Origin of the sequence: Nocardiopsis prasina DSM 43845, from assembly GCF_000341265.1 — a bacterium.
Taxonomy (GTDB): Bacteria; Actinomycetota; Actinomycetes; order Streptosporangiales; family Streptosporangiaceae; genus Nocardiopsis; species Nocardiopsis prasina.
The window spans coordinates 1-25,234 of record NZ_ANAE01000127.1; the positions used below are offsets into that span (position 1 = coordinate 1).

The following is a 25,234-nucleotide window of genomic DNA, read 5'->3' on the forward strand; positions in this document are numbered from 1 at the left end:
CGACGACCGGGACCGCGACCAGCGCCCGGTCCGCCGCGACCACGCGCCCGTCAACGACGTCAAGAGCGAGAACCAGCTCTCCAAGGCGGCGCGTGAGCGGCTCAGCGCCCTTCGCGCGGACTACGACCCGCGCGACGAGGACCGTCACTCCGGTGACTCCCGTGACACCTACACGGACGTGCCCAACGGCATCCGGCTCCAGAAGGCCCTGGCGGCCGCGGGCGTCGCCAGCCGTCGGGCCAGCGAGGAGATGATCGCGGCCGGGCGCGTGAGCGTGGACGGTCAGATCGTCCGTCGCTTCGGTGCCCGGGTCGACCCGGAGGCCTCCGAGATCCGCGTCGACGACATGCGCGTGGTCACCGCTCCGGACAAGCTGTACTTCGCGCTGAACAAGCCGCGCGGCGTGGTCAGCACCATGTGGGACCCGGAGGGTCGCCCGACCCTGGCCGACTACGCCGGTCAGACCGCCGAGCGCATCTTCCACGTGGGTCGGCTGGACACCGAGACCGAGGGTCTCATCCTGCTGACCAACGACGGTGACCTGGCCAACCGCCTCACGCACCCGCGCTACAAGGTCGTCAAGACCTACATCGCGAAGGTGCCCGGCCCGGTGCCGCACCGCGTGGTGCGCGAGATCCAGAAGGGCGTGGAGCTGGAGGACGGGCCGGTCCAGGTCGACTCCTTCCGCGTGGTCGACAACGACGACGCCCAGGCCATGGTGGAGATCCGTCTGCACGAGGGACGCAAGCACATCGTGCGTCGCCTCATGGAGGCGGTGGGCCACCCGGTCGCGGACCTGGCACGCACCCAGGTCGGTCCGATCGACCTCAACACCCTGCGACTGGGCACCATGCGTGCGCTCAGCTCGCGCGAGGTCGGCGAACTCTACAAGGCCGCGGGTCTCTGACCCGGAGGTCTGTCGATACAGTTGACGGCGGTCGCGCCCCACTCTCGGGGAGCGGCCGCCGTCTCCTGTGTCCCCCAAGGCGACGGCACCACCGACGAGGACGAAAGCGGGATCGAACGTGGCGGTACGGGCCATTCGCGGTGCGGTGCAGGTCGACGCGGACGAACGCGAGCAGGTACTGGAGGCCACCACCGAACTGGTCTCCGAGGTGATGCGCCGCAACGGGCTCACCACCGACGACGTGATCAGTGTGTTGTTCACGGCCACCACTGACCTGACCAGCGAGTTCCCCGCGCTGGCGGCGCGCGGTGTGGGCTTCACCGACGTCCCGCTGATGTGCGCGTCCGAGATCGACGTCCCCGGAGCCCTGCCGCGCGTGGTGCGGCTGATGGCCCACGTGGAGACCGACCTCCCGCGCTCCGAGGTCCAGCACGTCTACCTGCGCGGCGCCCAGGCTCTGCGCCTGGACATCGCCCAGTAGTCGGCCCCGGCGTCGCCACCGCTCCCCGGCCGGGGACTCCACCGGCACCGCGGGCGGGAGGCCTGGTCAGGAGGTCGTACCCTTGGACCGTGCCCGCGACAGGCGTGGGCACGGTGATGCGGGGGAGTGCTGTGGGCGAGGAAGCGGCCGGGACGCGCCGGACGGAGCCGCGTCGGGTCACCGTGGTCGGGACCGGTCTGATCGGTACCTCGATCGCCCTGGCCTTGCGTGCGCGCGACGTCGACGTCACCCTCAGCGACCCGGACCCCGCCTCCCTGAGCCTGGCCTGCGACCTCGGCGCGGGGCGTCCGCTGGAGGAGGCCGGGCACGGTGCCCCCGCGGACCTCGCCGTGATCGCCGCCCCGCCCGCCGTCGTCCCGGCGGTGCTGCGCGACGCCCAGCAGCGGAAACTGGCCCAGGTGTACACCGACGTGGCCAGCGTGAAGACGAGCGTGCTGGAGGGTGCGGAGCGGCTCGGCTGCGACATGGCGACCTTCGTGCCCGGACACCCCATGGGCGGCCGGGAGAAGCACGGTCCGGGCGCCGCCCGCGCCGACCTGTTCCTCGGCCGTTCCTGGGCACTGTGCCCCACCCCGGAGGCCGACCACTCCTCCGTCGAGGCCGTGGCCGGCCTGGCCCGCGCGTGCGGCGCGGACCCGCTGGTGCTGGACGCCCGGGCGCACGACCGCGCGGTGGCGCTGGTCTCGCACGCCCCGCACGTGGCCTCCTCCGCGGTGGCCGCCCGGCTGCTGTCCGGAGACGACGACGCGTTGACCCTGGCGGGCCAGGGGGTGCGCGACGTCACCCGCATCGCCGGGGGCGATCCGGCCATGTGGGAGGAGATCCTCACCCACAACGCGGGTCCGGTGGCCGAGGTGCTGCGCGGGGTGGCCGCGGACCTGGCCGTCACTGCCGACGCCCTGCGCTCCTGGAGCGAGGCCGGGCTCGGGACCCCGCTTCGGGACGACCTGGAGCCCGTCCGCGACCTGTTGGCGCGCGGGCGTTCGGGGCAGGCGCGCATCCCCGGCAAGCACGGGTCGGTCCGGCGCCCCGAGTACACCGTGATCCCCGTGGTCATCCCCGACGAGCCCGGAGCCCTGGGCCGGCTGTTCGCTGCGGCCGCCACGGCTGGCGTCAACATCGAGGACGTGCGGATCGAGCACAGCCCCGGCCTGCCGCTGGGCGTGGCCGAGCTGTACCTGCTCCCGGAGGCGGTCGACACCCTCGCCGCCGCGCTTTCCGCCGACGGCTGGTCGGTCCACCCGGGCCTGTGAATCCACGGCCGGTGCCCGTGGTGCCGGGCGTCCCGGCACGAAGGTAGGCTGAGGCGTCGGCGACAGCAGACGCCGACGCAGGCACAGTGATTTCGGGAGTCAGCAGCAGTGAGCGCGCAGGGCAAGGGCATCGTCATCGCCATCGACGGTCCCTCCGGGTCGGGCAAGTCCAGCACGGCCAGGGGTGTCGCCAGGGCGCGGGAACTGCGCTACCTCGACACCGGGGCCATGTACCGGGCCCTGACCTGGTGGATGCTGGACAACGGCGTGAACGTCGACGACGCCGCCGCGGTGGCCGCCAACGTCGGCCGTCCGGTGATCTCGATGGGCACCGACCCGTCCTCTCCGTCCGTGACAGTGGACGGCCGCGACGTGGCCGTCGAGATCCGCGGCAAGGAGGTCACCACCAGCGTCAGCGCCGTCTCGGCCGTGCCCGAGGCCCGTGAGCTGCTGGTGCGGACCCAGCGCGAGGTCATCGAGACCGCTCGTGAGGAGGGCGCGGGTATCGTGGTGGAGGGCCGTGACATCACGACGGTCGTCGCCCCCGAGGCCCCCGTCAAGCTGTTCCTGACCGCCAGCTCCGAGGCGCGCGCGCAGCGTCGCAGCAAGGAGGTCCGGACCGTCGACGTCGCGGCCACCCAGGCCGACCTGGCCCGCCGGGACAAGCTCGACTCCAGCCGGGCCCACTCGCCGCTGACGCAGACCGCCGACGCCACCGAGCTCGACACCACCGGTCTCACCCTCGACGAGGTCGTCGCCCTGGTCGTCAAGCTGGCCGACGAGGCCCGCGACAGCTAGCGAGCGACCCGCCGGAGACGGTGGGAGGCCGGGGAGAGACCGGCCACACCACCCCCGTCAGGGGGAACACACGAACATCCACGGGGGTTGCCCTCCGTGGCAGGACACGGGCGCCCACGGTGGCGCCCGTGGTGATTCACGTGGCGATCGCGCTGAATCCTTCGACATCCTCGCGGCACGCATCCTGGGCGCGTGAGGACCTGGAACCGGGAGTGAGTACATGATTGAGTTCGACGTGTCCGACGTGGGCGAGGCGCCCGAGGGCGAGGAGGCGGCGCTGCCCGTCGTCGCCGTCGTCGGCCGCCCCAACGTCGGTAAGTCCAGCCTGGTGAACCGGATCATCGGCCGCCGTGAGGCCGTGGTCGAGGACGTCCCGGGCGTGACCCGTGACCGGGTGGCCTACGACGCCGAGTGGCAGAGCCACCGCTTCACGCTGGTGGACACCGGCGGCTGGGAGACCAGCGTCAGCGGCCTGGCCGCGATGGTCGCCCGCCAGGCCGAGTACGCCGCGCAGACCGCCGACGTCATCCTGTTCGTGGTCGACGCGACCGTGGGCATCACCGACGCCGACGCCGCGGTCACCCGCGTCCTGCGCGCCACGAAGAAGCCCGTGGTGCTGGCCGCCAACAAGGTGGACGGCGGGCAGCAGGAGGCCGACGCCCTCGACCTGTGGAACCTCGGTGTGGGACAGCCGTTCCCGATCAGCGCCCTGCACGGTCGCGGTACCGGTGACATGCTGGACGCCATCGTGGAGGCCTTCCCCGAGACCCCCGTGGGCGAGGCCGAGGACGAGGAGGACGGTCCGTCCCGCATCGCCCTGCTGGGCCGCCCGAACGTGGGCAAGTCCAGCCTGCTCAACCGGCTCGCCGGTGAGGACCGCGTGGTCGTGGACTCGGTCGCGGGCACCACCCGTGACGCGGTCGACGAGCTGATCGAGCTGGGCGGCCAGACCTGGAAGTTCATCGACACCGCCGGTATCCGCCGTCGGTTCCGCGCGCTCCAGGGCGCCGACTACTACGCGACGATGCGCACCGGCACCGCCTTGGAGCGGGCCGAGGTGGCCGTGGTGCTGATGGACGTCAGCGAGCCGCTGGCCGAGCAGGACATCCGGGTCGTGGAGCAGGTCGTGGAGGCCGGGCGCGGTCTGGTGCTGGCCTTCAACAAGTGGGACGTCCTCGACGAGGAGCGCCGCATCTACCTGGAGAAGGAGATCGACCGCCAGCTGGCGCGGGTCTCCTGGGCTCCCCGGGTGAACATCTCCGCCATGACCGGTCGCCACATGGAGCGCCTGGTTCCGGCGATCGAGACCAGCCTGGCCGGATGGAACCAGCGGATCTCCACGGGACAGCTCAACAACTGGCTCAAGGAGCTGGTGGCGGCCACCCCGCCGCCGGTGCGTGGCGGCAAGCAGCCCAAGATCCTGTTCGCGACGCAGGCCGGTGCGCGTCCGCCGCACTTCATCCTGTTCACGACCGGGTTCCTTGAGGAGAACTACCGCCGGTTCATCGAGCGTCGTCTGCGCGAGGACTTCGGTTTCGAGGGGACCCCGGTGCACATCAGCATGCGTATCCGGGAGAAGAAGAACGCCACCCCGGGCCGCGCCTCCAAGGGCAGTGTGCGTCCGGACCGCAAGCCGCGTGGCGGCGGGCGCCGCNCGAGGCATGAGGAAGGGGGCGTCCCGGTGGGCGCCCCCTTCGTCGTGTTCTCCGCGTCCGTTCAGGTGTCCGTGGGCAGGCGGCGGACGTTGCTGCCCCGGATGCCCGAACCGAACTCGCCGCTCTTCCTCGGGTAGGGCAGGTTCCCGGAGGTTCCGGGGGCACGCTCCGGGACCGGGATGACCGGGGCGCCGGGGAGCGGTTTCCCGGCGCTCTCCCTCATCCGCCAGACCACGACGAGTCCGATGACGCTCGCGGCCATCACCAACCAGGCGGGGGAGTACGGGTTCCCGGTGGCCTGCACCAACGACTCCGAGATCAGCGGGGTGGTGCCGCCGAACAGCGCCACCGAGATGTTGAAGCTGATGGCCAGGGCGCCGTAGCGGACCTTGGTCGGGAAGAAGGCCGGGAGCGAGGCGGGGCCCGCGCCGGAGAAGTGCACCAGGGTGAAGGCCAGGACCAGCACGCCCAGGGCCGCCGCCCACGCGGTGCCCTGTTGCAGCAGCCAGAAGGCGGGCAGCGACAGCAGGAGCCCGAAGAAGCAGCCGGACATCAGGATGGGCCTGCGGCCCACCCGGTCGCTCATGAAACCGAACAGCGTCACGGTGGCCAGCATGAAGATCATGGCCCCCAGGGTCACCACCAGGGCCAGGGTTGAGCTGTACCCCAGCACCGCCTCGAGGTAGGTGGGCATGTAGGCGGTCACCATGTAGTTGTTGACGTTGAAGACCATGACCAGGCCGATGCACAGGACGATGGCGTGCCACTGGCCGACGATCGTCTCCTTGAGCTGGCCCTTGCGGCGCTCGCCCTCCTCGTCCTTGGCGAAACCGTCGGTGTTCTGGTTGTAGACCGGGGTCTCCTCCAGCTTCACCCGCAGGTAGAGACCGATGGCGCCCAGTGGCAGGGCCAGCAGGAACGGGATGCGCCAGCCCCAGTCCTGCATGGTGTCGGTACCCAGGAGCAGGGTCATCACCGTGACGATGGAGGCGCCGCCGATGTAACCGCTGACCGTGCCGAACTCCAGCCACGAGGAGAGGAACCCCCGTCGCTTGTCCGGGGAGTACTCGGCGATGAACGTGGTGGCGCCGCCGTACTCGCCGCCCGTGGAGAAGCCCTGGAGCATGCGGGCGACCAGCAACAGGATCGGCGCGACGATACCGATGGTCGCGGCCGAGGGGATCAGGCCGATCGAGAAGGTGCTGACCGCCATGAGCAGCATGGTGGCGGCCAGGACGCGCTTGCGGCCGATCCGGTCACCGAGCGGGCCGAAGAACATGCCGCCGAGCGGACGGACCAGGAAGGCCGCGGCGAACGTCGTGAACGTCGCGATGAGCTGCACGCCGGCCGACTGCGAGGGGTAGAAGACCAGGCCGATCGTCACGGCCAGGTAGCTGTAGACACCGAAGTCGTACCACTCGGTCGCGTTGCCGATCGCCGCCGCGACCACGGCCTTCCGCGTGGTCCTGTGCTCCGTCTTCAGGGTCGGCTGGCCCGGTTGTTCGCTCACTTCTCCCCCTCGGTGCAATCACCTGACGTACATAGACAAGCACTTTGGGTGGCGGAAGCGTGGGAGGTGTACGTGTCCAGCGGCGGTAGCGTGGCCTCATGCGTAAAGTGCTGGTCAGCGCCTGCCTGATGGGGCGCAGGGTCCGTTACGACGGTCGGGCCAAGCCGGTGGGGGACGACACCGTCACCCGCTGGCGGGAGGAGGGCCGCCTGGTCGTGCACTGCCCGGAGATCGCCGGGGGGCTGCCGGTCCCCAGGCCTCCCGCCGAGATCGAACCCGGCGCGGACGCCACCGACGTGCTCGCCGGGCGGGCCCGGATCCGCACGCCTGAGGGCGTGGACGTCACCGACCACTTCGTCTCCGGCGCGCGGGCGGCGCTGGCCACCGCGCGGACGCACGGCGTGGTGGTGGCGGTGCTCAAGGAGTCCAGCCCCTCGTGTGGCACCAGCGAGGTGTACGACGGGGCCTTCGAGGGACGCAAGGTGCCCGGCGAGGGCGTGACGGCGCACCTGCTCCGTGAGAACGGGGTGGCGGTGTTCAACGAGGACGAGGTCGCGCAGGCAGCCGAGCGCCTGCGGGCCCTGGAGGCGGGCTGAGGGGGCGCCGGTGCGGCGACGCCCCCCTTGGTCAGTCCTTCACGACCTCGTAGCGCAAGCAGGCGAAGGCTCCCATGAGCTTGGCCTCCAGGGGCCGCAGCGACACCCGTCCGTCCAGCAGGGGTGCGCCCCCGCCCAGACTCACCGGGGCCACCGACACCGACACCTCGTCCAGCAGCCCCAGCCTGGCCAGGTCCGCGGCGATCCGTCCGCCGCCGACCACCCAGATGTCACGGCCGTCCGCGGCCCGCGCCATCTCGGCGTGCAGGTCCCGTAGCTCCTGGTCGGTGTCGGCACTGGTGAAGCGGAGGTCGCCCTCGAGCCGGGGCAGCTCCCGGTGGGTGAGCACCCAGGTGGGCGCCTCGTACGGCCAGGGTTTGTCACCCTCGTACTTGTGGATCCACTCGTAGGTGGTCGCCCCCATGACGATCGCCCCGGCGTTCCTGATGAACTCGGCGGTCTCGTCGATCGCCCCGCTGCCCTCCTCTCCCTCCTGTGCTCCCTCCACGGCGAACAGCCAGTCCAGCGAGTTGTCCCGGTCGGCGATGAACCCGTCCAGACTTGTGGCGGTCTCGTACACGGTCCTCATACTGTGTCTCCCCGTTTCCTCGGTGCTTCGTAGCGTTCCGGCAACCACTCCAGGGGGTCGCCCTGGTCGACCTCCACCCCCGCCTCCCGCAGCATGTGGCGGACGTTCTGCCTGCGATGAGCGGAGTAGGTGAGCACGTGTGCCACCACCCCGCCGAGCAGGAAGCTCTCCGGCGGGTCGCACAGGGCGTCGATGAGTCGGTCACGCCAGGCGTCCCGGCGTCCGATGTCCGTGACCACGGCGATCCAGCGCGCCCCGGCCCTCTCATGCCTGATCCGCAGCGACTCCGGGTCGTCCGCCCCGTGCCCGGGTGTGTCCGCGCCCTCGATGGAGGCGAGCCACGACTCCTTGGTGCCCACCAGGTGGTCCAGGATCGCGGCGATGGAACCCTCGGGTCCGTCCCAGGACAGGACGGTCCGCTCCTCCCGTACCCTGCGGTACTCCTCCTCGGGCAGTGCGGCGGCGAGCCGGATGAGGTGCGCGGTGTCGTCCACGTCGTGGTGGGTCTGGAGCGCGGTCACGTCCATGCCGGGGTGTCCCCTCTGGTTCTCCTCGACCCACAGGTGGATCGGTGGGTGGAAGTGGACGCCGTTCGGTGCGGGCAGCCACCGGCCGCTGCCTGCCGTGGTGGCGCTCGGCGGGTGCCCGAAGGACCGGGCGAAGGCCCGCGTGAACCCCTCCACGGAGGCGTACCCTGCCTCGAAGGCCGCGTCGGTGACGCTGCTGCCCTGCCCGATCCGCCAGGCGGCCCGTTCCAGCAGGACCCTCCGACGCAGAGCCACCGGTGACTCCCCGGTGTCCCGGGACAGCTGACGGCTGAAGTGGAACGGGGAGGCGTGTGCCTGCCCGGCCATCTCGCTCAGGCGGGTGTTGTCCTCGTCCAGGACCGCGTCGAGCAGCTCCCGCAGACGGTCCCGCCCGGAGGGGGATTCGGTGGTGGGTTCGGTCATGTGACCAGTATGTTCCGGGGGCCCTCGCCCGCGCTTGACCGTTCTTGCGCAGTGTCTGTGGCCGACGGTTCCGCACCCGCCGGAAGCGCCGCGAGTCGAGTCGCCGCCGGGGCCGGGTGCCCTCGCCCCGGTGCGCATCGTGGTGCGAACCCCCCGGAGGATGCGATAGAGTCTTCCCCGTTGGCGGCGCCGCATACGGCGTTGCCCAGCGGCCGGGACGTAGCGCAGTTTGGTAGCGCACTTGACTGGGGGTCAAGGGGTCGTGGGTTCAAATCCCGCCGTCCCGACAAACGAAGGGCGTTCACTCAGGTGGACGCCCTTTCGCATGTCCGGGAGCGGATGGGCGACTCGCCACTGTCATCGGCGGCGTCTCCGCTGTCTGGACCGGCCAGCGTCGGGCGGGGATCGAGGACGGCGCCGCCCTCGCGTCCGCACGGCCCGACGGGGCCGTGCGAGCACGCCGTGCAACCCCTCGTGGGCTCGCAGCGTTCCCTCCCTGCCAGGTGTGTGCCCGTGCGCTCCGAAGCCGGTGGGGTCGAAACGCGTGGCCACGCCGGGGGATCGGAGAACCCGGAGGACACTGGTGGCGCGAGGGGGCCGACGACTCCGGGCCCACCGGTCGCCTCATGCGGAGTCTTCCGCGCCCCACCACCGAAGTCCAGGAGAGCACCCGACATGACCACTCCGACTCCCGGCCGTCGCACGGGCGAGCGCGCCGCCCGCCTGGTCACCGAGGTCTTCGCTCCCGGCGTCCTGGTCGTGGTCATCCTTCTGGCTGTGGGCTGGTACAGCGCTCCCGGCCCGTCCGGCCTGGGCTGGGGGCTGCTGGCCGCGCTGTTCTGCGGCATCGTTCCCTACGGCATCCTCATCGTCGGCGCGCGGCTGGGCTGGTGGAGCGACCACCACGTGGGGGACCGTAGGCAGCGCCTGGTCCCGCTGGCCATCATCATCGTCTGTGTCACCGCTGGTATCTCGACCCTGGTCTTCCTGGGGGCTCCGCGGCCGATGGTCGCGCTGGTCGCGGCGATACTGGTCACCCTGTTCGTCACGTTGGCCATCACTGTGGCCGCCCGGTGGAAGATCTCGGTGCACACCGCCGTGGCCGGGGGAGTGGTCGTGCTTCTGGCGCTCACCTACGGCTTGTACACGCTGGCCCTGGTGCCGCTGGTCGGGCTCGTGGCCTGGTCCCGGGTGCGGCTGCGCGACCACACCGTCACCCAGGTGATCGCGGGGGCCGCCCTGGGTGCGGGGCTGGCGGGCCCGCTCTTCCATCTGTTCACCTAGCGGGCGGCGCCCGGTTGACAGCCCCATTTCAGAGTAAATATGTCCTCCCTGATCGTCGAGGCGACGCAGGCGATCACCGACGACGAGGAGCAGTCCAGGGACTCGGCCTCCTGGTTCAGGACCCCCCGCTCCGATGTCGACCACCACCGCGACGGCATCACCCTCGACGCGCAGGCGCTGGACTCGTTCACCCTGGCCATGGCGAAGATCCTCCCCGAGCAGTCCCGCCAGGCCGCCGACCGGTTCTGGGTCGAGCGCACCAGATCCGAGCAGTGCCCCACGGCTGCCGCCTACGGGGTCATCACCGTCGGCGACGCCGCCGCCCTCCAGGACCAGTTCAACGGTGGGCGCGCGCTCCAGGCCGTTCACCTGGCCGCGACTCGCGCGGAGTTGGGACTCCACCCGATGAACCAGATCACCGAGCGCATTGACCGCGACCACGCGCTCGGGCAGCCCGATCAGTTCGGTTCCCGCTACGCCGACCTCCTGGGCGCGGAGGCGAAGACCCTGGTGCTCGCGTTCCGCGTCGGATATCCCGAGCGGGCGGCCATGCCCAGCCCCCGGCTGCGCCTGGACGACGTCCTGACCTCACACTGACACCCCGTCGCTGCTGGGGGCGGTGGCTGACCACGGGCTCATCCGGTCGAGCGCGGCCCCTCAGCGGGCGGCGGCGTCGAGGTGGGTGACGTAGGCGTTCATGGCGTGGTCGCGCAGCGCGTCCACTCCCAGGGAGAAGGGATCGGCCGTGTGTCCCCGCACTGAGTCGGCCAGGCCTCCCAGCACCGACATCGGCTTCTCGTGTACCCGCCCGGCGGCGTCGATGTGCCGCACCTCGGAGACGTGGCGGAAGACCGGCTCGGGCGGGACATGGGCGACCACGTCGTTGTTGTTGACGAAGCGGTACATCCGTCCGCGGAACACCTCTTCGTAGGCCCTGGCCAGGGTGGCGTCGCAGGTCCGGGGCTGCCCGAACGTGTAGACGCCGTCCGCCAGGACGCCGTCGGCGAAGTGCAGGCGCGCGGCGGCCAGCATGGCCAGGGCGCCGCCGAGGCTGTGCCCGGTGACCCACACCGTCTGTTCGGCGTCGCGGAACTCCCGCAGGGCGGTCGACAGGTCCGTGTAGACAGCGTCCAGCGCGCGCTGGAAACCCCAGTGCACCCTGCCTTCGCAGGAGCGCTCGGGGACCGGGGGAGTGTTGATGTCGGAGAGCCAGTCGCGGATCTGTTCGGGCTCGGTTCCCCGGAAGGCGATGACGATCATGTGATCACCCGCCATCACGTAGGCCTGGGTGTCCTCCAGGGGAAAGGGTGGTGAGAAGGCCACCCGGAAGGAGCGCACGCGGTCGAATCCCCACTCCCGCGCGGTGCGCTCCACCGCGTCGTCGTCCCTGTAGGCCAGTCGCGCGGCGTGGGCCAGGGAGCGCACGTGCGACAGCTCGTAGTCCCTGACGGTGTGGTCGAAGGTGATCGTGGTCATCCCTGTACTCCCGAGCGCGTCGATGTCGTCACCATCTGTAACACCATCGCTGCCTTCGAGGGGCCTGTTCGCGCAGCTCCTCCGGGCGGTGAGCGGGTAATTCGCTGGGTTTGCCCAGGCTGGACCGCTAACGTTCCTGGTGTTCGCCCTTCCTACTGGAGACATCCATGAACAGCGCAGTGACCCTGATCCGTTCCGCCGCACTCTCCGACGCCGCCGAGTACGCCTACGCGGCCACCGTTCCCGCGGGGGTGCGGCTGATCTTCCCCGCGGGATCGTGCCCCCTCAACGAGGACGGCTCCACCGCGGCGGTCGGCGACTACGCGGGGCAGGCGGCCGTCTGTGTGGCCAACCTGCGGACCGCGCTCGCCGAGGCTGGCGCCGAACTCACCGACGTGGTCAACACCCGGGTGCTCGTGGCCTCCACCTCCCAGGACGACCTCGTCGCCGCCTGGGAGGTGGTCCGGGACGCCTTCGGTGACCACGACGTCCCCAGCACGCTGATGGGCGTCACCGTTCTGGGCTACGACGACCAGCTGGTGGAGATCGAGGCGGTGGCCGCCGTTCGCGAGTAGACGGTCCGGGGGCTGAGGAGATCACCTCCGACCGGTGGCGGTGTCGCCGTCCGGTGCCCAGCGCAGGACGTCTCCGGGTTGGCAGTCCAGAACTCGACAGATCGCGTCCAGGGTGGTGAACCGCACCGCCTTGGCGCGGCCGTTCTTGAGGACGGCGACGTTGGCGGGGGAGATCCCGACGGCCTCGGCGAACTCCCCGACCGACATGCCGCGCCGAGCGAGTTGGACGTCGAGGTCCACGATGATCGCCATCAGACCACCCCGGCCATCTCGGTCTGGAGGTGGGTCGCCTTGCGCAGGAGGCCCCGCATCAGGACGACCATCATCGCGAAGGCCGTGCCCATGGCGGTGGTCAGGAAGGCGGCGCCGAGCGCGGCGACCGCCTCCATGTTGCCGTTGGCGAAGGGCATGTCGGTCAGGGCCAGGTGTGCCGTGACTCCGGCCGTGAGCAGTGATCCCGCGAGGCTGGCGCCGATGATGAGGTCCACCCACAGAAAGGCCCGGGTGCTGAAGAGCGTGTCGCGCCCCAGCATGCCGAGCAGCATCCACGTGGCACCCAGAGCGACCTGGACGCAGGCGACGCCCAGGATGCCCAGGATCGTGTAGGGGACGACGATCCGCTCGTACGGGGGGAAGTGGGCGGCCTCGTCGGCGATCGCGCCGGGAATGACGACGATCTGTCCGAAGAGGCCGACCAGGATCGCCCCGATGATCGCGAGGCGCAGGATGGGGGTGAGGTAGCGGTGCATATATCGATTATCGATAGAATCCTATCGATAGTCAACACATTCCATCGGGTTCGATGGCACCGCGAGCCTCACCCGCCCCTGTCGTCTCAGAGCGTGAGCATCACCTTGGTGGCCCGACGCTCGTCCATCGCCCGGTATCCCTCGGCCGCCTCCTCGATCGGCAGGGTCAGGTCGAAGACCGCGCCCGGGTCGATCTGGCCGGTCATGATCAGCTCGACCAGCTCGGGAAGGAACCGCCGCACCGGCGCCGGACCGCCCAACAGGCTGACACTGGAGAAGAACAGGTCCAGGCCGTCGAGCTCGACCCCGTGGGACACGCCGACGAAGCCGACGTGTCCGCCCGCACGTGTGGAGTGGATGGCCTGCACCATGGACTCCTGGGTGCCGACCGCCTCGACGGTCGAGTGCGCGCCGAGGCCGCCGGTGAGCTCCTTCACCTTCGCCGCGCCCGCCTCGCCGCGCTCCTCCACGATGTCGGTGGCGCCGAACCGCCGTGCCAGTGCCTGCCGGTCGGCGTGGCGCGACACGGCGATGACACGCTCCGAGCCGAGCCGTCTGGCCGCCAGGACCGCCAGCAGGCCGACGGCGCCGTCTCCCACCACCGCCACGGTCCGACCCGGTCCGGCCTGGGCGGCGACCGCGCCGAACCAGCCGGTCCCCAGGACGTCGGAGGCCGCCAGCAGGCCGCGGACCTGCTCCGGCGTCGGTTCGCCGGGCACCCGGACCAGGGTGCCGTCGGCCAATGGGACACGGGCGTAGTCGGCCTGGGTACCGATGGAGCCCATCATCACCTGGTGGACACAGCGGGACTGGAAGCCCGCCCGGCAGATCTCGCAGGTGTTGTCGGAGGCCACGAACGAGCCGACGACGAAGTCGCCCACCCGAACCGCACGCACCTCCGGTCCGACCTGCTCCACCACGCCCACGTACTCGTGGCCCATCCGCGCTGGCCCGTCCTGCTGCTCGATGCCGCGGTAGGGCCACAGGTCCGAACCGCAGACACAGGTGGCGGTGATCCGAACCACCGCGTCGGTGGGTTCGACGATCTCCGGTTCCCGGACCTGCTCGACCCGGACGTCACCGGGTCCGTGCATCACTACAGCTCGCATGATCGCTCCCTCATTGGGCCCACTGTCCTTCCCCCAACAGCACCACGTCTCACATCCGTGAGGGAGTCCCGCCTGAGAGGGGCACCACGAGGGACTCCCTCACGAACCGGAGGGAGGGCGACCCGGGGCACGGGCAACCGAACCGGGATGCTCGTGCTCGGGGCGCGGTGGCGTCGGCGCCGGGACACCTCGGTTCGGGGGGCATCGGGCCGCTATGCCTGGCCGGAGGAGCAGCAGCCGGAGGGTTCGGCGGGGGTGAGATCCGTGACGGCCGCGGGCGCGGCGCCCCTCTGGTCGCTGTCGCCCTTGACCGCGTAGACCTCCCAGGGCTCCCGTCCGGGGCCGTGGACCCACACCTTGTCCTGGACCGCGTAGCAGCACGAGGTGTCGTTCTCCTCGAAGGTGGCCAGGCCGGAGTTCCTGAAGCGAGCCGTGGCCGCGTCGACCTTCGCGGTCTCCTCCACCTCGACGCCGAGGTGGTCCAGGCGGGTCTCCTGGCCGGGCTCGCCCTCGATCAGGACGAGCTTGAGCGGGGGTTCGGCGATGGCGAAGTTGGCGTAGCCGGGGCGGCGCTTGGCGGGCTCGACGCCGAAGAGGGTCGAGTAGAAGGCCACCGACGCTTCGAGGTCGGCGACGTTGAGGGCGAGTTGGATACGGGACACGGGGTCCTCCTGAGTTCTGCATTGATGTTCATCTATCCAGGGTGGCTCCAGTGTTGCCTTCTGATTTGAAGTTTGTCAACATAGACGCATGTCGAATCAAGAGGAGGGGGTCCTCGACCCCCCGGGCGGCGGCACCGACTGCTGTCCCAGGCTGTTGCAGTCCCCGCTGGAGGAGGGCGAGTCGGTCGAACTCGCCAGGGTGTTCAAGGCCCTGGGCGATCCGGTGCGGTTGCGCCTGCTGTCGATGATCGCCACCGCGCGCGGCGAGGAGGTCTGCGTCTGCGATCTGACGCCCGCCTTCGACCTGTCCCAGCCCACCATCTCCCACCACCTCAGACTCCTGCGTGAGGCGGGGCTCATCTCGTCCGAACGGCGCGGGACCTGGGTGTACTACCGGCTGCTCCCGGAGACGACCGACCGGCTGGCCTCGATCCTCACCCGCGCCGCGAGGCCCGCGGGGGTCGCCTCGTGAACGTTCCCGCTCGCTCGGACGCCGCCCCCTCGGGTGTGGTCGGACGCCTGTCGTCGCTGGACCGGTTCCTGACCGTGTGGATCCTGGCGGCGATGGTCGCCGGCCTGGCCCTGGGGCGGCTGGTCCCCGGGCTGGGGGAGGCGCTGTCCGCAGCCGGGGTGGCCGGTGTGTCCCTGCCGATCGCGCTGGGGCTGCTGGTGATGCTGTTCCCGCCCCTGGCCAAGGTCCGCTACGACCGGTTGGGGGCCGTCACCGGTGACCGCCGTCTGCTCGTCACCTCGCTGGCGGTGAACTGGCTGGCGGGCCCGGCGGTGATGTTCGCGCTGGCCTGGCTGTTCCTCCCGGACCTGCCCGAGTACCGCACCGGGCTGATCATCGTGGGCCTGGCGCGCTGCATCGCGATGGTGATCGTCTGGAACGACCTCGCGTGCGGCGACCGCGAGGCCGCCGCCGTCCTCGTGGCCATCAACTCCGTGTTCCAGGTGGTGGCGTTCGGCGCCCTCGGCTGGTTCTACCTGTCGGTGCTGCCCGGGTGGTTGGGACTGGAACAGGCGGCCCTGGACGTGTCGTTCGTCGACATCTCGGTCTCGGTCCTGGTCTTCCTCGGAATACCCCTGCTCGCCGGGTACCTGACGCGCCGCCTGGGGGAACGGGCACGCGGACGGGAGTGGTACGAGACCCGGTTGCTGCCCCGGTTGGGCCCGTGGGGGCTGTACGGGCTGCTGTTCACCATCGTGATGCTCTTCGCCCTCCAGGGGGAGGCGATCACCTCGCGACCCTGGGACGTGGCCCGCATCGCCCTGCCCCTGCTCGTCTACTTCCTGGTCATGTGGGCGGGGACACTGGCTCTGGGCCGTGCCCTGGGCATGGCCTACCCGCGCTCGGTCACCCTGGCCTTCACGGCTGCGGGCAACAACTTCGAGCTGGCGATCGCGGTGGCCATCGCCTCCTTCGGCGCCACCTCGGGACAGGCACTGGCCGGGGTGGTGGGCCCGTTGATCGAGGTGCCGGTGCTCATCGCGTTGGTGTACGTGGCCCTGGCGGCCCGGCGCTGGTTCCCGGGGGAGGGGCGCGCCGGGGTGCCGTCCACCGAGGACGAGAAGTCGTCCGCCAGGGACGGGAAGTCGTCCGCCGAGGAGAGGCAGGGAAGTGGTGGCTGAGACCCCGAAGGTGAACCCGCCCTCTGAGGAGGCGGTTCCGCAGGTGCTGTTCGTCTGCGTGCACAACGCGGGGCGGTCCCAGATGGCGGCGGCGTTCCTCGAACACCTGGGGGCTGGCCGTGTACGGGTGCGCTCGGCCGGTTCCGCGCCCGCCGACCAGGTCAACCCGGCGGTGGTGGCGGCGATGTCGGAGATCGGAATCGACATCGCCGCGAACACCCCGAGGGTCCTCTCCGAGGAAGCGGTCCGAGCCTCGGACGTGGTGATCACCATGGGATGCGGCGACGCCTGCCCGTTCTTCCCCGGCAGGCGCTACCTCGGCTGGGAGCTGCCTGACCCGGCGGGGCGGGGCGTGGAGGCCGTGCGGCCGATTCGCGACCGGATTCGACGGCACGTGGAGGACCTGCTGGGAGAACTGCTCCCGGGATGACCCCGGCCCGCTGGCCGCGCCCGTGGACGGTCCCGGGGAGGGGTCACCGACCGGGTTCCGGTGGGGTCTGCGCCCACGCGGTCGAGCGCTTCCCGGGGCGGGGCTTCGGTGGGCGTCCGCACTCGTCGCCATTCGGGCTCGCCGTGCTGTGGCTCGTTGGGCTTCGTGGTTTCCGTGGTGGGCCACGACCGAGGGGGCTCGGGCGCGAACACCGTACGGACCCGGATCACGCGGCCCGCGGCCGGGAGTGCGGGCAGGGCCACGTTGGACACGAAGCGTCCGGTCCGTCAGAAGCCCCCGGGACGACGCTCCTCCGCGCGCGGCGCCCCGGCATGAACCGGGGCGCCGCGTTGTTGCCCACTGATGGTGGACGAAGGTGAGGAGCGGTCGTGGAGGGTGTTCTGGGCGGGGGCCCGCCCGAGGCGGCGGACGTGGTGGTCATCGGAGCCGGACAGGCCGGGCTCTCGGTCGCCTGGCACCTGCGGCGGCTCGGGCTCGAACCCGGCGCCGGGTTCGTGGCCCTGGACCGAGGGCCCGACTCCGGCGGGGCCTGGCAGTTCCGCTGGGAGTCGCTGCGCCTGGACGACGCCCACAAGGTGGACGATCTCCCCGGGATGCGTGAGATGGGTCTGAGCTTCGCCACCGCCGACCCCGCGCGGCCCGCCCGGGAGGTGGTGCGCGACTACTACGAACGCTACGAACGCTGGTTCGGGCTGAACGTGGTGCGGCCGGTCCGTGTCACCTCGGTGAGTGATGAAGGAACCGGCCTCCTGGTCGCCACCGACAAGGGGGACGTCGCCGCACGGGTGGTGGTCAGCGCCAGCGGAACCTGGGCGCGTCCGTTCCGCCCCTACTTCGCCGGAGCCGCCGACTTCCGAGGTGTACAGGTCTCCACGCCCGGGTACCGGTCGGCCGAGGACTTCGCCGGGATGCGGGTCCTGGTGGTCGGCGGCGGTACCTGGGCGGTGGGTTTCCTGCGGGAACTGGAGGGGGTCGCCGCGAGCACGGTCTGGGCCACCCGACGTCCGGTCGAGTTCGTCGACGACCCCCAGGCGGGGGTCCGCGCGGTGCGCCGGGCGGACGAGGCCGCCAGGGCCGGGCTGCCACTGCCCAGCATCATCAGCGGCACGGGCCTGCCCGCGACCCCCGAGAACCTCGCCGCACGCGACCGGGGGCTCCTCGTGGCCCGCCCCATGTTCACCGCGATCGAACCGGACGGGGTCCGCTGGTCCGACGGCTCCCTCACGCCCGTGGACGCCATCGTCTGGGCCACCGGGTTCCGTTCCGAACTCACGCACCTGGCACCCCTGCGTCTGCGTGAACCCGGCGGAGGGGTCCGGGTCGAGAACGGCCGCGCCGTCCGCGAGCCGCGCCTGTTCCTGGCCGGGTTCGGCCCCCAGGCCAGCACGATCGGCGCCAACCGGGCCGGGCGCGCCATCGCCCGACAGGTCATGGCCGAACTCGGAACCGGTGCCTGAAGAAGAGCCTGTGGACAACCGTTCCGCGGCCGCCCCGAGGGTTAGGGTCGTTTCTGGACCCAATCGTTCCCCAACGTCGGAGGTAGCCGGTATGAGGGCCAACAAGCTTCCCACCGAGGAGATCAAACGGGACCCGGCGGCCTTTGCTGACCGGGTCACCGCCGACGGTCGCTTCGGACGCACGGCCGAAACGGGACGCTACCGGCTGATCATCAACCGGGCCTGCCCGTGGGCGCACCGCGTGGTGATGACCCGGCGGCTCATGGGGCTCGAGGGTGCCGTCTCCCTGGCTGTCACGGACCCGGTCCAGGAGATCATCGAGGGCGACCCGCACTGGGTGTTCAGCGAGCGCACCGGAAGCCCCGGCGGACGGGACCCGGTCCTGGGCATCCACGCCCTGCGCGAGGCCTACCTCGCCCGTGACCCCGCCTACGACGGAGGGGTGAGCGTGCCCGGGCTGGTCGACGTGCCCAGCGGACACCTGGTCTCCAACGACTTCGACCAGATCAGCGTGGACATGGCCACCGAGTGGGGCGACCTGACCCGGGAGGGGGCTCCGGAGCTGTACCCGGAGGACCTGCGCGAGGAGATCGACGCCGTGAGCGCGGAGGTCTACCGCGACCTCAACAACGGTGTCTACCGGTCCGGCTTCGCTCCCGACCAGCGGCGCTACGACCGGGCCGTGACCGCCGTCTTCGCACGGCTGGACGCCCTGGAGAACCGCCTCACTGACCGCCGCTACCTCGTGGGCGACCACGTCACCCTGGCCGACCTGCGGCTGTGGGCCACCCTTGCGAGGTTCGACGCCGTCTACCACGGTCACTTCAAGTGCAACCGCCGCAAGCTCGTCGAGTACCCGGCACTGTGGGCGTACGCGCGGGACCTGTTCCAGACGCCCGGGTTCGGGGACACCACCGAGTTCGAGCACATCAGAGTCCACTACTACCGGGTCCACACCGCCATCAACCCCTCGGGCGTGGTGGCGATCGGGCCGGACCCCGGCGCCTGGCTCACCCCGCACGGTCGGGAGGCCCTCGGAGGCAGTCCCTTCGGGAAGGGCACCCCGCCCGGTCCGGTCCCCGCCGTCGAGAGAGTCCCGCCCCTGGAGGCCCAGGACCGCGCGGCCGGAGGGACCTGGGACGCCCCGGTCGGCTGACCCGCACACGCCCTCGCCCCCGCTTCTCGTCCATGTTCGGCGAGGGCGTCCAACACGGACCGCGAACCCTTTTCGATGACCGGAGGCGGAGCCCCGAGGGTGGGCACGTGTCCGGGTGGGCGTACCGGAGATGCGGCCCATGACCGGAGGCGGAGCCCCGAGGGTGGGCACGTGTCCGGGTGGGCGTACCGGGGATGCGGCCACTTCCGGCGCGCTCAGGAAAGGAAGCCCCGGATCAGCGCCTCGCTGCCCTCCAGATGCTCACGGACCGCGCGCCGCGCCGACTCCGGCTCGCCCTCGCGGATCGCCCGCACCAGCTCCCCATGCTGTGCGTTGCTGTGCTCCAGGTTCCTGACCAGCATCGGCATGGCGTCGAGGAGGTCGTTGACCCGCATGCGCACCTCGGTGAGCGCTCGGGTGAGGGAGGCCGACCCGGTGAGCTCGGCCAGGGTCAGGTGCAGCACCGTGTCCAGACGCCGGTAGTCCTCCACCTCGGCCTCCTCCGTCGCCTCCAGGCGATCGCCGAGCAGGCCCTCCTGTTCGGGGGTGAGTCCCTTCTCGGCCAGCAGCACGGCCGCGCCGGTCTCCAGGGCACGCCGGTGGGTGAACAGGTCGTCCAGGTCCGTTCCGGCGTCCCGCAGGACCCGCTGGGCCTCGCTTCGACTGGGCCTCGGGCGCACGTAGGTGACGAAGGCGCCGCCGGACCTGCCGCGCCGGGACTCCACGTACCCGGCTTCCTGGAGGGCGCGCAGGGCGTCGCGGAGGGTGATCCGGCTGACCCCGAGCCGCGCGGCGAGTTCACGTTCGGCCGGGAAGCGCTCCCCGTGGCCGACCACCCCCAACCGGATCGCGGACAGCAGGCGTTCCACGGTCTCCTCGAACGGGTTGCCGGTCCGCACGGTCCGGAACACGGCCTCGGCCGCGACCCCGGACGGATCACCGCCCGAAAGGTTCATGCTTGTTCCTTTTCTGCTTGATGGTGGTTCGTGGAGAGGGGGGCACCTGTCGGGACGCCGGGGGTTTCCCTCTGACGCACGGCCATTGACAGCGCCGAAGGGCCCTGGTTGCATGTTCCACCATTGGTCTGAAGTCGAACCATACTCCCGAGCGCAGTCGCACGGACAAGGAGCCCCGGGTGCGAGACAGCCTCCCCCCACTGTCGCTGGACCAGCTCGGGACCGAGGCGGCCGCCGGAACGGTGGACACCGTCTTGGCCGTCTTCGACGCGGCCGTCACCGACTGGGAGCTCTTCCGGGGCTTCGAGCGTATGTAGACGATCAGTTCCCCCCCCGAGCACGGGGTGCGGGCGGACACCCGAGGTAGCGGCACCAGGGAGGGACACCCAGTGGGAACCAGCGAGACCGCACCGGGCCAGGGGCCCCACCAGCACGGACCACGGGAGCAGGAGGTGGTCGACCCTGCCACCGGGGATGTCATCGCCACCGTCCCCCTCGCCTCCATGGAGGCGACCGACGCCGCCGTGGCCCGCGCGGCCGGGGCCTTTCCCGCCTGGCGCGACACCCCGCCCGGGGAACGGGCCCGCCTGCTGCGCGCCGTCGCCGACCGCATCGACGCCCACGTCGAGGAACTGGCCCAGCTTGAGGTCGCCAACGCCGGACACCCGCTCGGGCAGGCCCGCTGGGAGGCGGGCAACGCCCGGGACGTGTTCACCTACTTCGCCGCCGCCCCCGAACGCGCCACCGGTCGGCAGATCCCCGTCCCCGGCGGCTGGAGCGTCACCTTCGCCGAACCCCTCGGCGTGGTGGGCGCCATCGTCCCCTGGAACTTCCCCATGCCGGTCCTGTCCTGGGGCGTGGCCCCCGCCCTGGCCGCGGGCAACACCGTCATCGCCAAACCCGCCGAACTCACCCCGCTCACCGCCCTGCGCATCGGCGAACTGGCCCGGGAGGCCGGGTTGCCCGACGGTGTGCTCCAGATCCTGCCCGGCGCCGGGCCCGTGGCCGGGGACCGTCTGGTCCGCCACCCCGACGTCGCCAAGATCGTCTTCACCGGCTCCACCCGCGTGGGCAAGGGGATCATGGCGGCCGCCGCCGACGACCTCACCCGCGTCACCCTCGAACTCGGCGGCAAGAGCGCCAACATCGTCTTCTCCGACGCCGACCTGGAGCGGGCCGCGGCCGCCGCGCCCATGGCCGCCTTCGACAACGCGGGCCAGGACTGCTGTTCCCGGTCCCGACTCCTCGTCCAGGCCGACGTGTACGAACCGTTCCTGGAACTCCTGCGCCCCGCCGTGGAGGGCATCGCCGTCGGAGACCCACGCGACCCCGGAACCGAGATGGGACCGCTGATCAGCGCCGCCCAGCGCGACCGCGTCGCCGCCTACGTGGACGGCGCCACCGTCGCCTTCCAGGGAGAGGCGCCACGGGGTCCCGGATTCTGGTTCCCGCCCACCGTGCTCACCACTCACGACCCGGCCGAACCCGCCTTCCGAGAGGAGATCTTCGGCCCGGTGCTGTCCGTCCTGCCCTTCGACACCGAGGCCGACGCGGTGCGCCTGGCCAACGACACCGAGTTCGGGCTGGCCGGGTCCGTGTGGACCCGCGACCTCGGCCGCGCCCTGCGGGTCTCCCGCGCCGTGCGCGCCGGGAACCTCTCGGTGAACTCGCACTCCGCCGTGCGCTACTGGACCCCCTTCGGCGGCATGGGCCAGTCCGGCATCGGCCGCGAACTGGGCCCCGACGCCCTGGACGCGTTCACCGAGACCAAGACCGTCTTCCTGTCCGACGACACCTGAGCCGGAGGAACACCATGAACCGATTCCTGGACCGCGTCGCCGTCATCACCGGGGCGGCGGGAGGCATCGGCCGCGCCACCGCCCGCCGCCTGGCCGAGGAGGGGGCCACCGTCGTCGCCGTCGACCTCGACGAGGAGGGCGGCCGCAGCGTGGCCGAGGAGACCCGCGGCGGGTTCATCCGTGCCGACGTCACCGACGAGGCCGAGGTGGAGGCGCTGTTCTCCCAGGTCCGCGACGAGTTCGGCGGCGTGGACGTGGCCTTCAACAACGCGGGGATCTCGCCGCCCGAGGACGACTCCATCCTCACCACCGACCTCGACGCGTGGAAGCGGGTCCAGGAGGTCAACCTCACCTCCGTCTACCTGTGCTGCAAGTACGCCCTGCCGTACATGCGCGAACAGGGGAAGGGAGCGATCGTCAACACGGCGTCGTTCGTCGCCACCATGGGCGCCGCCACCTCCCAGATCTCCTACACCGCCAGCAAGGGCGGGGTGCTCGCGCTCAGCCGGGAACTGGGCGTCCAGTTCGCCCGCGAGGGCATCCGGGTCAACGCGCTCTCCCCGGGGCCGGTGGACACGCCGCTGCTGCGCGAGCTGTTCGCCAAGGACCCCGAACGCGCCGCGCGCCGCCTGGTCCACGTCCCGCTGGGGCGCTTCGCCGACGCCACCGAGATCGCCGCCGCCGTGGCCTTCCTGGCCAGTGACGACGCCTCGTTCGTCACCGCGTCCAACTTCCTCGTGGACGGCGGGATCTCCGGGGCCTACGTCACCCCGATCTAGTCTGGTCACCGTCCGTCCGTACATACTCGTGCTCGCAGGAGGACCCATGTCGCCCGTCGTCGGGATCAGCGCCTACGCGGAGCAGGCCCGGTGGGGGCCGGCCTGGGACCTGCCCGCGACACTGCTGCCGCAGTACTACGTGGACTCCGTCGCGGCGAGCGGCGGGGTTCCGGTCCTGCTGCCGCCGGTGGCCGGGATCGCCGGGGCGCTGGACCGGCTGGACGGGCTGCTGCTGGCCGGGGGCGGCGACATCGACCCCGGCCGGTACGGATCCCCGACCAGTGAGCACACCGCGGGGGTGCGGGCGGACCGGGACACCGCCGAGGTGGACCTGCTCGCCGGGGCGCTCGCCCGGGGCCTGCCCGTGCTCGGGGTCTGCCGGGGCATGCAGTTGCTCAACGTGTGTCGGGGAGGGACCCTCAACCAGCACCTGCCCGACCTCGTGGGCCACGCCGGACACCGTCAGCGGGTCGGCGTCTTCGACACCCACCCGGTCACCGTCGCCGAACACTCCCGCACCGCCCAGGTGCTGGGACGCACCATGCTCGACGTGCCCACCTACCACCACCAGTCCGTCGCTGACCTGGGCCGGAACGTGTCCGCCACCGCCTGGGCGGAGGACGGGACGGTCGAGGCGCTGGAGTACACGGACGTGTTCAACGTGCTCGGCGTCCAGTGGCACCCGGAGATGGGGACCGACCCCAGCCTGTTCGTCTGGCTGACCGAGCGCGCCGCCGAACGCTGATCCCGGCTCCCGCCCGCGAGGGACGAATCCGTCCGAGCGCGCTGGCACACTGTGCTGACGCCCCTGGTCAGGGGACGGGGCCCGGCCGGGGCCGGAAGTGAACGGGGGAGACGATGGACAAGCCCACACGGACGGAGCGAGAGCCGGGGGCGCGGCCGTGAGCCCGCGGAACGGGGAACGGAACGGTCAGGGACCTCAGTGGCACCCGGGTCACCAGGGACAGTACGGCCGGGACCAGCCCCAACCTCCCTACGCACGCCCGTACCAGGGTCGCCCGCAGTTCCCCCGTTCCCACCACCCCCACTGGTCGCAGGGCCACCCGCAGCACGTCTCCGTGGACGGCCTGGCGCACGGGTGGACACGCTCGCCGGGATGGGCGCTGCCGGGGGAGCCCGGAACCATCACGGGGCGCCCCCACGGCGGCGCCGGCACCTACCTGCGCCACCTGGTGGCGTTCAGCCCGCTCCTCGGGGTGTTCTTCCTCGTCATCCTGCTCCTGGCCGCGATCCTCTTCGAGACGGTCAGCCCCGGGGCCGGCCTGACCGGCGGCATCATCGCCGGTGCCCTCGCCACGCTCTGCCTCGGCGTCTTCCCGGTGCGTCACACTCGGCGCATGCTCGTCGGCACCGTCGTGGTGATCTCCTCGGTGGGCGTCGAGCTGCGTGACCACCGGGGCTTCGAGGTGCGGCTGCGCTGGCAGGACGCGACGCAGGTCGGCAGGACCGTCGACCGCGTCGCCGCCGGACCGGGCGTCGAGGTCGGCGGGCAGCGGGTCCGGACCAGGGACCTGGAGTCCCGAGGTCTGGTGGGTTGGGGCGAACGGATCATCCCCGAGGGGGCCGCGCGCATGAGGACCGTCCTGGCCTCCCAGCCCCGCCATCCCCGGACCGGCGCCGAACTGGTCGCCGTCTCCTTCCAGGCAGCCGGAGGCCACGGCTGGGACAACCCCCTGGTCACCGAGGCCCGACGCCACCGCCCCGACCTCTTCGGCCAGCGGTAGGACACACCCGTGCGGCCCCGACTCCCGAGGGCTCCTTACGGGTGGAGTGCGCCGCGAACCCCGGTGGCCCCGGTGCTCGAGTACCCCGACGGCTCTCGCCCGAGGCTCCGATCGGGGGTCGGACTGGTTCGAGCGCCCTGCTGAATGCGGTAAAGTTTCACCTGTTGGCGGGGCGGAGACGCTGCCGCTCAGCGGCCGGGACGTAGCGCAGTTTGGTAGCGCACTTGACTGGGGGTCAAGGGGTCGTGGGTTCAAATCCCGCCGTCCCGACAGAGAAGTTGCAGGTCATGGAGGGGTCCACCATATGGTGGGCCCCTTTCTGCGTCTCAGGTGGGGTAAAAGTGGGGCAGAACCGGGGCCGTGTGGGGGGTCATCCCACGTCGTGCAGGATTTCGTTCCTCGCGTTTGCCGCGCATCGTCGTACCGGCCGCAGTTGGCGGCGGCAGACACGTTCGGTGGTGTCGGTACCGTTGTGGCCGACCAGCGGGGGATCTCCTCGATATGAGCTCACCTGTCCAGCTGCCCTGGCCGACGTAGCGCCGGATCCTGATCGCTTGTTCCTCAATCACCGGCAAAGAACGAGTATTCGATAGCGCTCGTCCCCGGACCCGGGGTTGTGAATACCGTCGCGGTACGGTTTACGG

Annotated in this window: 28 protein-coding genes and 2 tRNA genes; 21 read left to right on the top strand and 9 right to left on the bottom strand. The window is 71.2% G+C overall.

Translation table 11 applies throughout. From position 1 onward, the window contains the following. From D452_RS0113050 to der, 5 genes are all read left to right on the top strand, one after another. Positions 1-907 (top strand): pseudouridine synthase (locus D452_RS0113050; RefSeq protein ID WP_017544595.1); only part of this gene is annotated, 907 nt, incomplete at its 5' end. Positions 908-1,025: 118 nt separating this feature from the next. Then, the gene (gene aroH, locus D452_RS0113055) at positions 1,026-1,388 is read left to right on the top strand and encodes a chorismate mutase (RefSeq protein ID WP_026129265.1); all 363 of its coding nucleotides are present in this window, start codon (positions 1,026-1,028) and stop codon (positions 1,386-1,388) included. 116 nt (positions 1,389-1,504) lie between these two features. Continuing rightward, positions 1,505-2,662: a prephenate dehydrogenase gene (locus D452_RS0113060; RefSeq protein ID WP_040693735.1), complete on the top strand. Its 1,158-nt coding sequence runs from the start codon at positions 1,505-1,507 to the stop codon at positions 2,660-2,662. A 108-nt stretch (positions 2,663-2,770) separates the two neighbouring features. Then, positions 2,771-3,460, top strand: a complete 690-nt coding sequence (gene cmk, locus D452_RS0113065; protein WP_017544598.1) for a (d)CMP kinase — start codon at positions 2,771-2,773, stop codon at positions 3,458-3,460. A gap of 220 nt (positions 3,461-3,680) precedes the next feature. Continuing rightward, complete coding sequence (gene der, locus D452_RS0113070; protein ID WP_017544599.1) at positions 3,681-5,252, top strand: ribosome biogenesis GTPase Der; 1,572 nt, start codon at positions 3,681-3,683, stop codon at positions 5,250-5,252. Here der and D452_RS0113075 read toward each other — a convergent pair. Next, positions 5,177-6,625, bottom strand: coding sequence for an MFS transporter (locus D452_RS0113075; protein ID WP_017544600.1), 1,449 nt, complete (start codon positions 6,623-6,625; stop codon positions 5,177-5,179). The two genes, der and D452_RS0113075, sit on opposite strands and share 76 nt — an antisense overlap. A 98-nt stretch (positions 6,626-6,723) precedes the next feature. On the opposite strand from D452_RS0113075, the gene D452_RS0113080 reads away from it, so the two are divergent. Further along, positions 6,724-7,221, top strand: coding sequence for a DUF523 domain-containing protein (locus D452_RS0113080; protein WP_026129266.1), 498 nt, complete (start codon positions 6,724-6,726; stop codon positions 7,219-7,221). Between the two features lie 31 nt (positions 7,222-7,252). On the opposite strand, the gene D452_RS0113085 is transcribed toward D452_RS0113080, so the two are convergent. Together D452_RS0113085 and D452_RS0113090 are read right to left on the bottom strand one after the other, a co-directional pair. After that, a complete protein-coding gene (locus tag D452_RS0113085) occupies positions 7,253-7,810 on the bottom strand; it encodes a dihydrofolate reductase family protein (protein WP_017544602.1) in 558 nt (185 codons plus the stop codon). Further along, positions 7,807-8,760, bottom strand: coding sequence for a helix-turn-helix domain-containing protein (locus D452_RS0113090; RefSeq protein ID WP_017544603.1), 954 nt, complete (start codon positions 8,758-8,760; stop codon positions 7,807-7,809). The genes D452_RS0113085 and D452_RS0113090 overlap by 4 nt, the downstream gene beginning before the upstream one ends. Before the next feature lie 213 nt (positions 8,761-8,973). On the opposite strand from D452_RS0113090, the gene D452_RS0113095 reads away from it, so the two are divergent. The 3 genes from D452_RS0113095 to D452_RS0113105 all read left to right on the top strand — a co-directional run bounded on the left by D452_RS0113095 (position 8,974) and on the right by D452_RS0113105 (position 10,641). After that, positions 8,974-9,047, top strand: a tRNA-Pro gene (locus D452_RS0113095). 388 nt (positions 9,048-9,435) lie between these two features. After that, the gene (locus D452_RS0113100; RefSeq protein WP_017544604.1) at positions 9,436-10,044 is read left to right on the top strand and encodes a hypothetical protein; all 609 of its coding nucleotides are present in this window, start codon (positions 9,436-9,438) and stop codon (positions 10,042-10,044) included. A 39-nt stretch (positions 10,045-10,083) separates the two neighbouring features. After that, on the top strand, positions 10,084-10,641 hold the full coding sequence (locus D452_RS0113105; RefSeq protein WP_017544605.1) for a hypothetical protein: 558 nt from the start codon (positions 10,084-10,086) through the stop codon (positions 10,639-10,641). Positions 10,642-10,701: 60 nt separating this feature from the next. Here D452_RS0113105 and D452_RS0113110 read toward each other — a convergent pair whose 3' ends face one another. Beyond that, the gene (locus D452_RS0113110) at positions 10,702-11,520 is read right to left on the bottom strand and encodes a lipase family protein (protein ID WP_017544606.1); all 819 of its coding nucleotides are present in this window, start codon (positions 11,518-11,520) and stop codon (positions 10,702-10,704) included. Positions 11,521-11,687: 167 nt separating this feature from the next. Between D452_RS0113110 and D452_RS0113115 the strand changes: the two genes are divergently transcribed. Then, positions 11,688-12,095, top strand: a complete 408-nt coding sequence (locus D452_RS0113115; protein ID WP_026129267.1) for a RidA family protein — start codon at positions 11,688-11,690, stop codon at positions 12,093-12,095. A 21-nt stretch (positions 12,096-12,116) separates the two neighbouring features. On the opposite strand, the gene D452_RS0113120 is transcribed toward D452_RS0113115, so the two are convergent. The 4 genes from D452_RS0113120 to D452_RS0113135 all read right to left on the bottom strand — a co-directional run bounded on the left by D452_RS0113120 (position 12,117) and on the right by D452_RS0113135 (position 14,615). Further along, on the bottom strand, positions 12,117-12,347 hold the full coding sequence (locus D452_RS0113120; protein ID WP_017544608.1) for a helix-turn-helix domain-containing protein: 231 nt from the start codon (positions 12,345-12,347) through the stop codon (positions 12,117-12,119). Next, a complete protein-coding gene (locus D452_RS0113125; RefSeq protein WP_017544609.1) occupies positions 12,347-12,844 on the bottom strand; it encodes a DUF2975 domain-containing protein in 498 nt (165 codons plus the stop codon). The genes D452_RS0113120 and D452_RS0113125 overlap by 1 nt, the downstream gene beginning before the upstream one ends. Positions 12,845-12,930: 86 nt before the next feature. Then, positions 12,931-13,953, bottom strand: a complete 1,023-nt coding sequence (locus D452_RS0113130; protein WP_026129268.1) for a zinc-dependent alcohol dehydrogenase family protein — start codon at positions 13,951-13,953, stop codon at positions 12,931-12,933. A 212-nt stretch (positions 13,954-14,165) separates the two neighbouring features. Next, positions 14,166-14,615: an ArsI/CadI family heavy metal resistance metalloenzyme gene (locus tag D452_RS0113135; RefSeq protein ID WP_017544611.1), complete on the bottom strand. Its 450-nt coding sequence runs from the start codon at positions 14,613-14,615 to the stop codon at positions 14,166-14,168. Positions 14,616-14,703: 88 nt separating this feature from the next. Here D452_RS0113135 and D452_RS0113140 point away from each other — a divergent pair, with 88 nt between their 5' ends. The 5 genes from D452_RS0113140 (at position 14,704) to D452_RS0113160 (ending at position 19,311) form a co-directional block, all read left to right on the top strand. Then, positions 14,704-15,087, top strand: a complete 384-nt coding sequence (locus D452_RS0113140; RefSeq protein ID WP_026129269.1) for an ArsR/SmtB family transcription factor — start codon at positions 14,704-14,706, stop codon at positions 15,085-15,087. Next, positions 15,084-16,247, top strand: a complete 1,164-nt coding sequence (arsB, locus tag D452_RS0113145; protein WP_017544613.1) for an ACR3 family arsenite efflux transporter — start codon at positions 15,084-15,086, stop codon at positions 16,245-16,247. The genes D452_RS0113140 and arsB overlap by 4 nt, the downstream gene beginning before the upstream one ends. Continuing rightward, a complete protein-coding gene (locus tag D452_RS0113150; protein WP_017544614.1) occupies positions 16,237-16,677 on the top strand; it encodes an arsenate reductase ArsC in 441 nt (146 codons plus the stop codon). The genes arsB and D452_RS0113150 overlap by 11 nt, the downstream gene beginning before the upstream one ends. A gap of 389 nt (positions 16,678-17,066) precedes the next feature. Further along, positions 17,067-18,155 carry a flavin-containing monooxygenase gene (locus tag D452_RS0113155; RefSeq protein WP_017544615.1) on the top strand — a complete coding sequence of 363 codons (1,089 nt, stop codon included), beginning with the start codon at positions 17,067-17,069 and terminating at the stop codon, positions 18,153-18,155. A 91-nt stretch (positions 18,156-18,246) separates the two neighbouring features. Further along, positions 18,247-19,311: a glutathione S-transferase family protein gene (locus D452_RS0113160; protein ID WP_017544616.1), complete on the top strand. Its 1,065-nt coding sequence runs from the start codon at positions 18,247-18,249 to the stop codon at positions 19,309-19,311. 215 nt (positions 19,312-19,526) lie between these two features. On the opposite strand, the gene D452_RS0113165 is transcribed toward D452_RS0113160, so the two are convergent. Then, on the bottom strand, positions 19,527-20,267 hold the full coding sequence (locus D452_RS0113165) for a FadR/GntR family transcriptional regulator (protein ID WP_017544617.1): 741 nt from the start codon (positions 20,265-20,267) through the stop codon (positions 19,527-19,529). 179 nt (positions 20,268-20,446) lie between these two features. Here D452_RS0113165 and D452_RS30715 point away from each other — a divergent pair, with 179 nt between their 5' ends. From D452_RS30715 to D452_RS0113195, 6 genes are all read left to right on the top strand, one after another. Continuing rightward, on the top strand, positions 20,447-20,584 hold the full coding sequence (locus D452_RS30715; RefSeq protein ID WP_017544618.1) for a hypothetical protein: 138 nt from the start codon (positions 20,447-20,449) through the stop codon (positions 20,582-20,584). 72 nt (positions 20,585-20,656) lie between these two features. Continuing rightward, the gene (locus D452_RS0113175) at positions 20,657-22,066 is read left to right on the top strand and encodes an aldehyde dehydrogenase family protein (RefSeq protein WP_017544619.1); all 1,410 of its coding nucleotides are present in this window, start codon (positions 20,657-20,659) and stop codon (positions 22,064-22,066) included. 14 nt (positions 22,067-22,080) lie between these two features. Continuing rightward, positions 22,081-22,845, top strand: coding sequence for a 3-oxoacyl-ACP reductase (locus tag D452_RS0113180; protein WP_017544620.1), 765 nt, complete (start codon positions 22,081-22,083; stop codon positions 22,843-22,845). Positions 22,846-22,891: 46 nt separating this feature from the next. After that, a complete protein-coding gene (locus D452_RS0113185; RefSeq protein ID WP_017544621.1) occupies positions 22,892-23,590 on the top strand; it encodes a gamma-glutamyl-gamma-aminobutyrate hydrolase family protein in 699 nt (232 codons plus the stop codon). A 334-nt stretch (positions 23,591-23,924) separates the two neighbouring features. Beyond that, positions 23,925-24,590 carry a hypothetical protein gene (locus tag D452_RS0113190; RefSeq protein ID WP_152498585.1) on the top strand — a complete coding sequence of 222 codons (666 nt, stop codon included), beginning with the start codon at positions 23,925-23,927 and terminating at the stop codon, positions 24,588-24,590. A 196-nt stretch (positions 24,591-24,786) separates the two neighbouring features. Then, positions 24,787-24,860 (top strand) — tRNA-Pro (locus D452_RS0113195). Positions 24,861-25,234: the final 374 nt, after the last annotated feature.

What these genes read in the sequence shown, in the direction of transcription:
- D452_RS0113060 (WP_040693735.1), top strand. Translation starts at nt 1,505, where the DNA reads ATGCGGGGGAGTGCTGTGGGCGAGGAAGCGGCCGGGACGCGCCGGACG.
- D452_RS0113080 (WP_026129266.1), top strand. Translation starts at nt 6,724, where the DNA reads ATGCGTAAAGTGCTGGTCAGCGCCTGCCTGATGGGGCGCAGGGTCCGT.
- D452_RS0113085 (WP_017544602.1), bottom strand. Translation starts at nt 7,810, where the DNA reads ATGAGGACCGTGTACGAGACCGCCACAAGTCTGGACGGGTTCATCGCC.
- D452_RS0113090 (WP_017544603.1), bottom strand. Translation starts at nt 8,760, where the DNA reads ATGACCGAACCCACCACCGAATCCCCCTCCGGGCGGGACCGTCTGCGG.
- D452_RS0113100 (WP_017544604.1), top strand. Translation starts at nt 9,436, where the DNA reads ATGACCACTCCGACTCCCGGCCGTCGCACGGGCGAGCGCGCCGCCCGC.
- D452_RS0113105 (WP_017544605.1), top strand. Translation starts at nt 10,084, where the DNA reads ATGTCCTCCCTGATCGTCGAGGCGACGCAGGCGATCACCGACGACGAG.
- D452_RS0113110 (WP_017544606.1), bottom strand. Translation starts at nt 11,520, where the DNA reads ATGACCACGATCACCTTCGACCACACCGTCAGGGACTACGAGCTGTCG.
- D452_RS0113115 (WP_026129267.1), top strand. Translation starts at nt 11,688, where the DNA reads ATGAACAGCGCAGTGACCCTGATCCGTTCCGCCGCACTCTCCGACGCC.
- D452_RS0113120 (WP_017544608.1), bottom strand. Translation starts at nt 12,347, where the DNA reads ATGGCGATCATCGTGGACCTCGACGTCCAACTCGCTCGGCGCGGCATG.
- D452_RS0113125 (WP_017544609.1), bottom strand. Translation starts at nt 12,844, where the DNA reads ATGCACCGCTACCTCACCCCCATCCTGCGCCTCGCGATCATCGGGGCG.
- D452_RS0113130 (WP_026129268.1), bottom strand. Translation starts at nt 13,953, where the DNA reads ATGCGAGCTGTAGTGATGCACGGACCCGGTGACGTCCGGGTCGAGCAG.
- D452_RS0113140 (WP_026129269.1), top strand. Translation starts at nt 14,704, where the DNA reads ATGTCGAATCAAGAGGAGGGGGTCCTCGACCCCCCGGGCGGCGGCACC.
- D452_RS0113160 (WP_017544616.1), top strand. Translation starts at nt 18,247, where the DNA reads ATGAGGGCCAACAAGCTTCCCACCGAGGAGATCAAACGGGACCCGGCG.
- D452_RS0113165 (WP_017544617.1), bottom strand. Translation starts at nt 20,267, where the DNA reads ATGAACCTTTCGGGCGGTGATCCGTCCGGGGTCGCGGCCGAGGCCGTG.
- D452_RS0113180 (WP_017544620.1), top strand. Translation starts at nt 22,081, where the DNA reads ATGAACCGATTCCTGGACCGCGTCGCCGTCATCACCGGGGCGGCGGGA.
- D452_RS0113185 (WP_017544621.1), top strand. Translation starts at nt 22,892, where the DNA reads ATGTCGCCCGTCGTCGGGATCAGCGCCTACGCGGAGCAGGCCCGGTGG.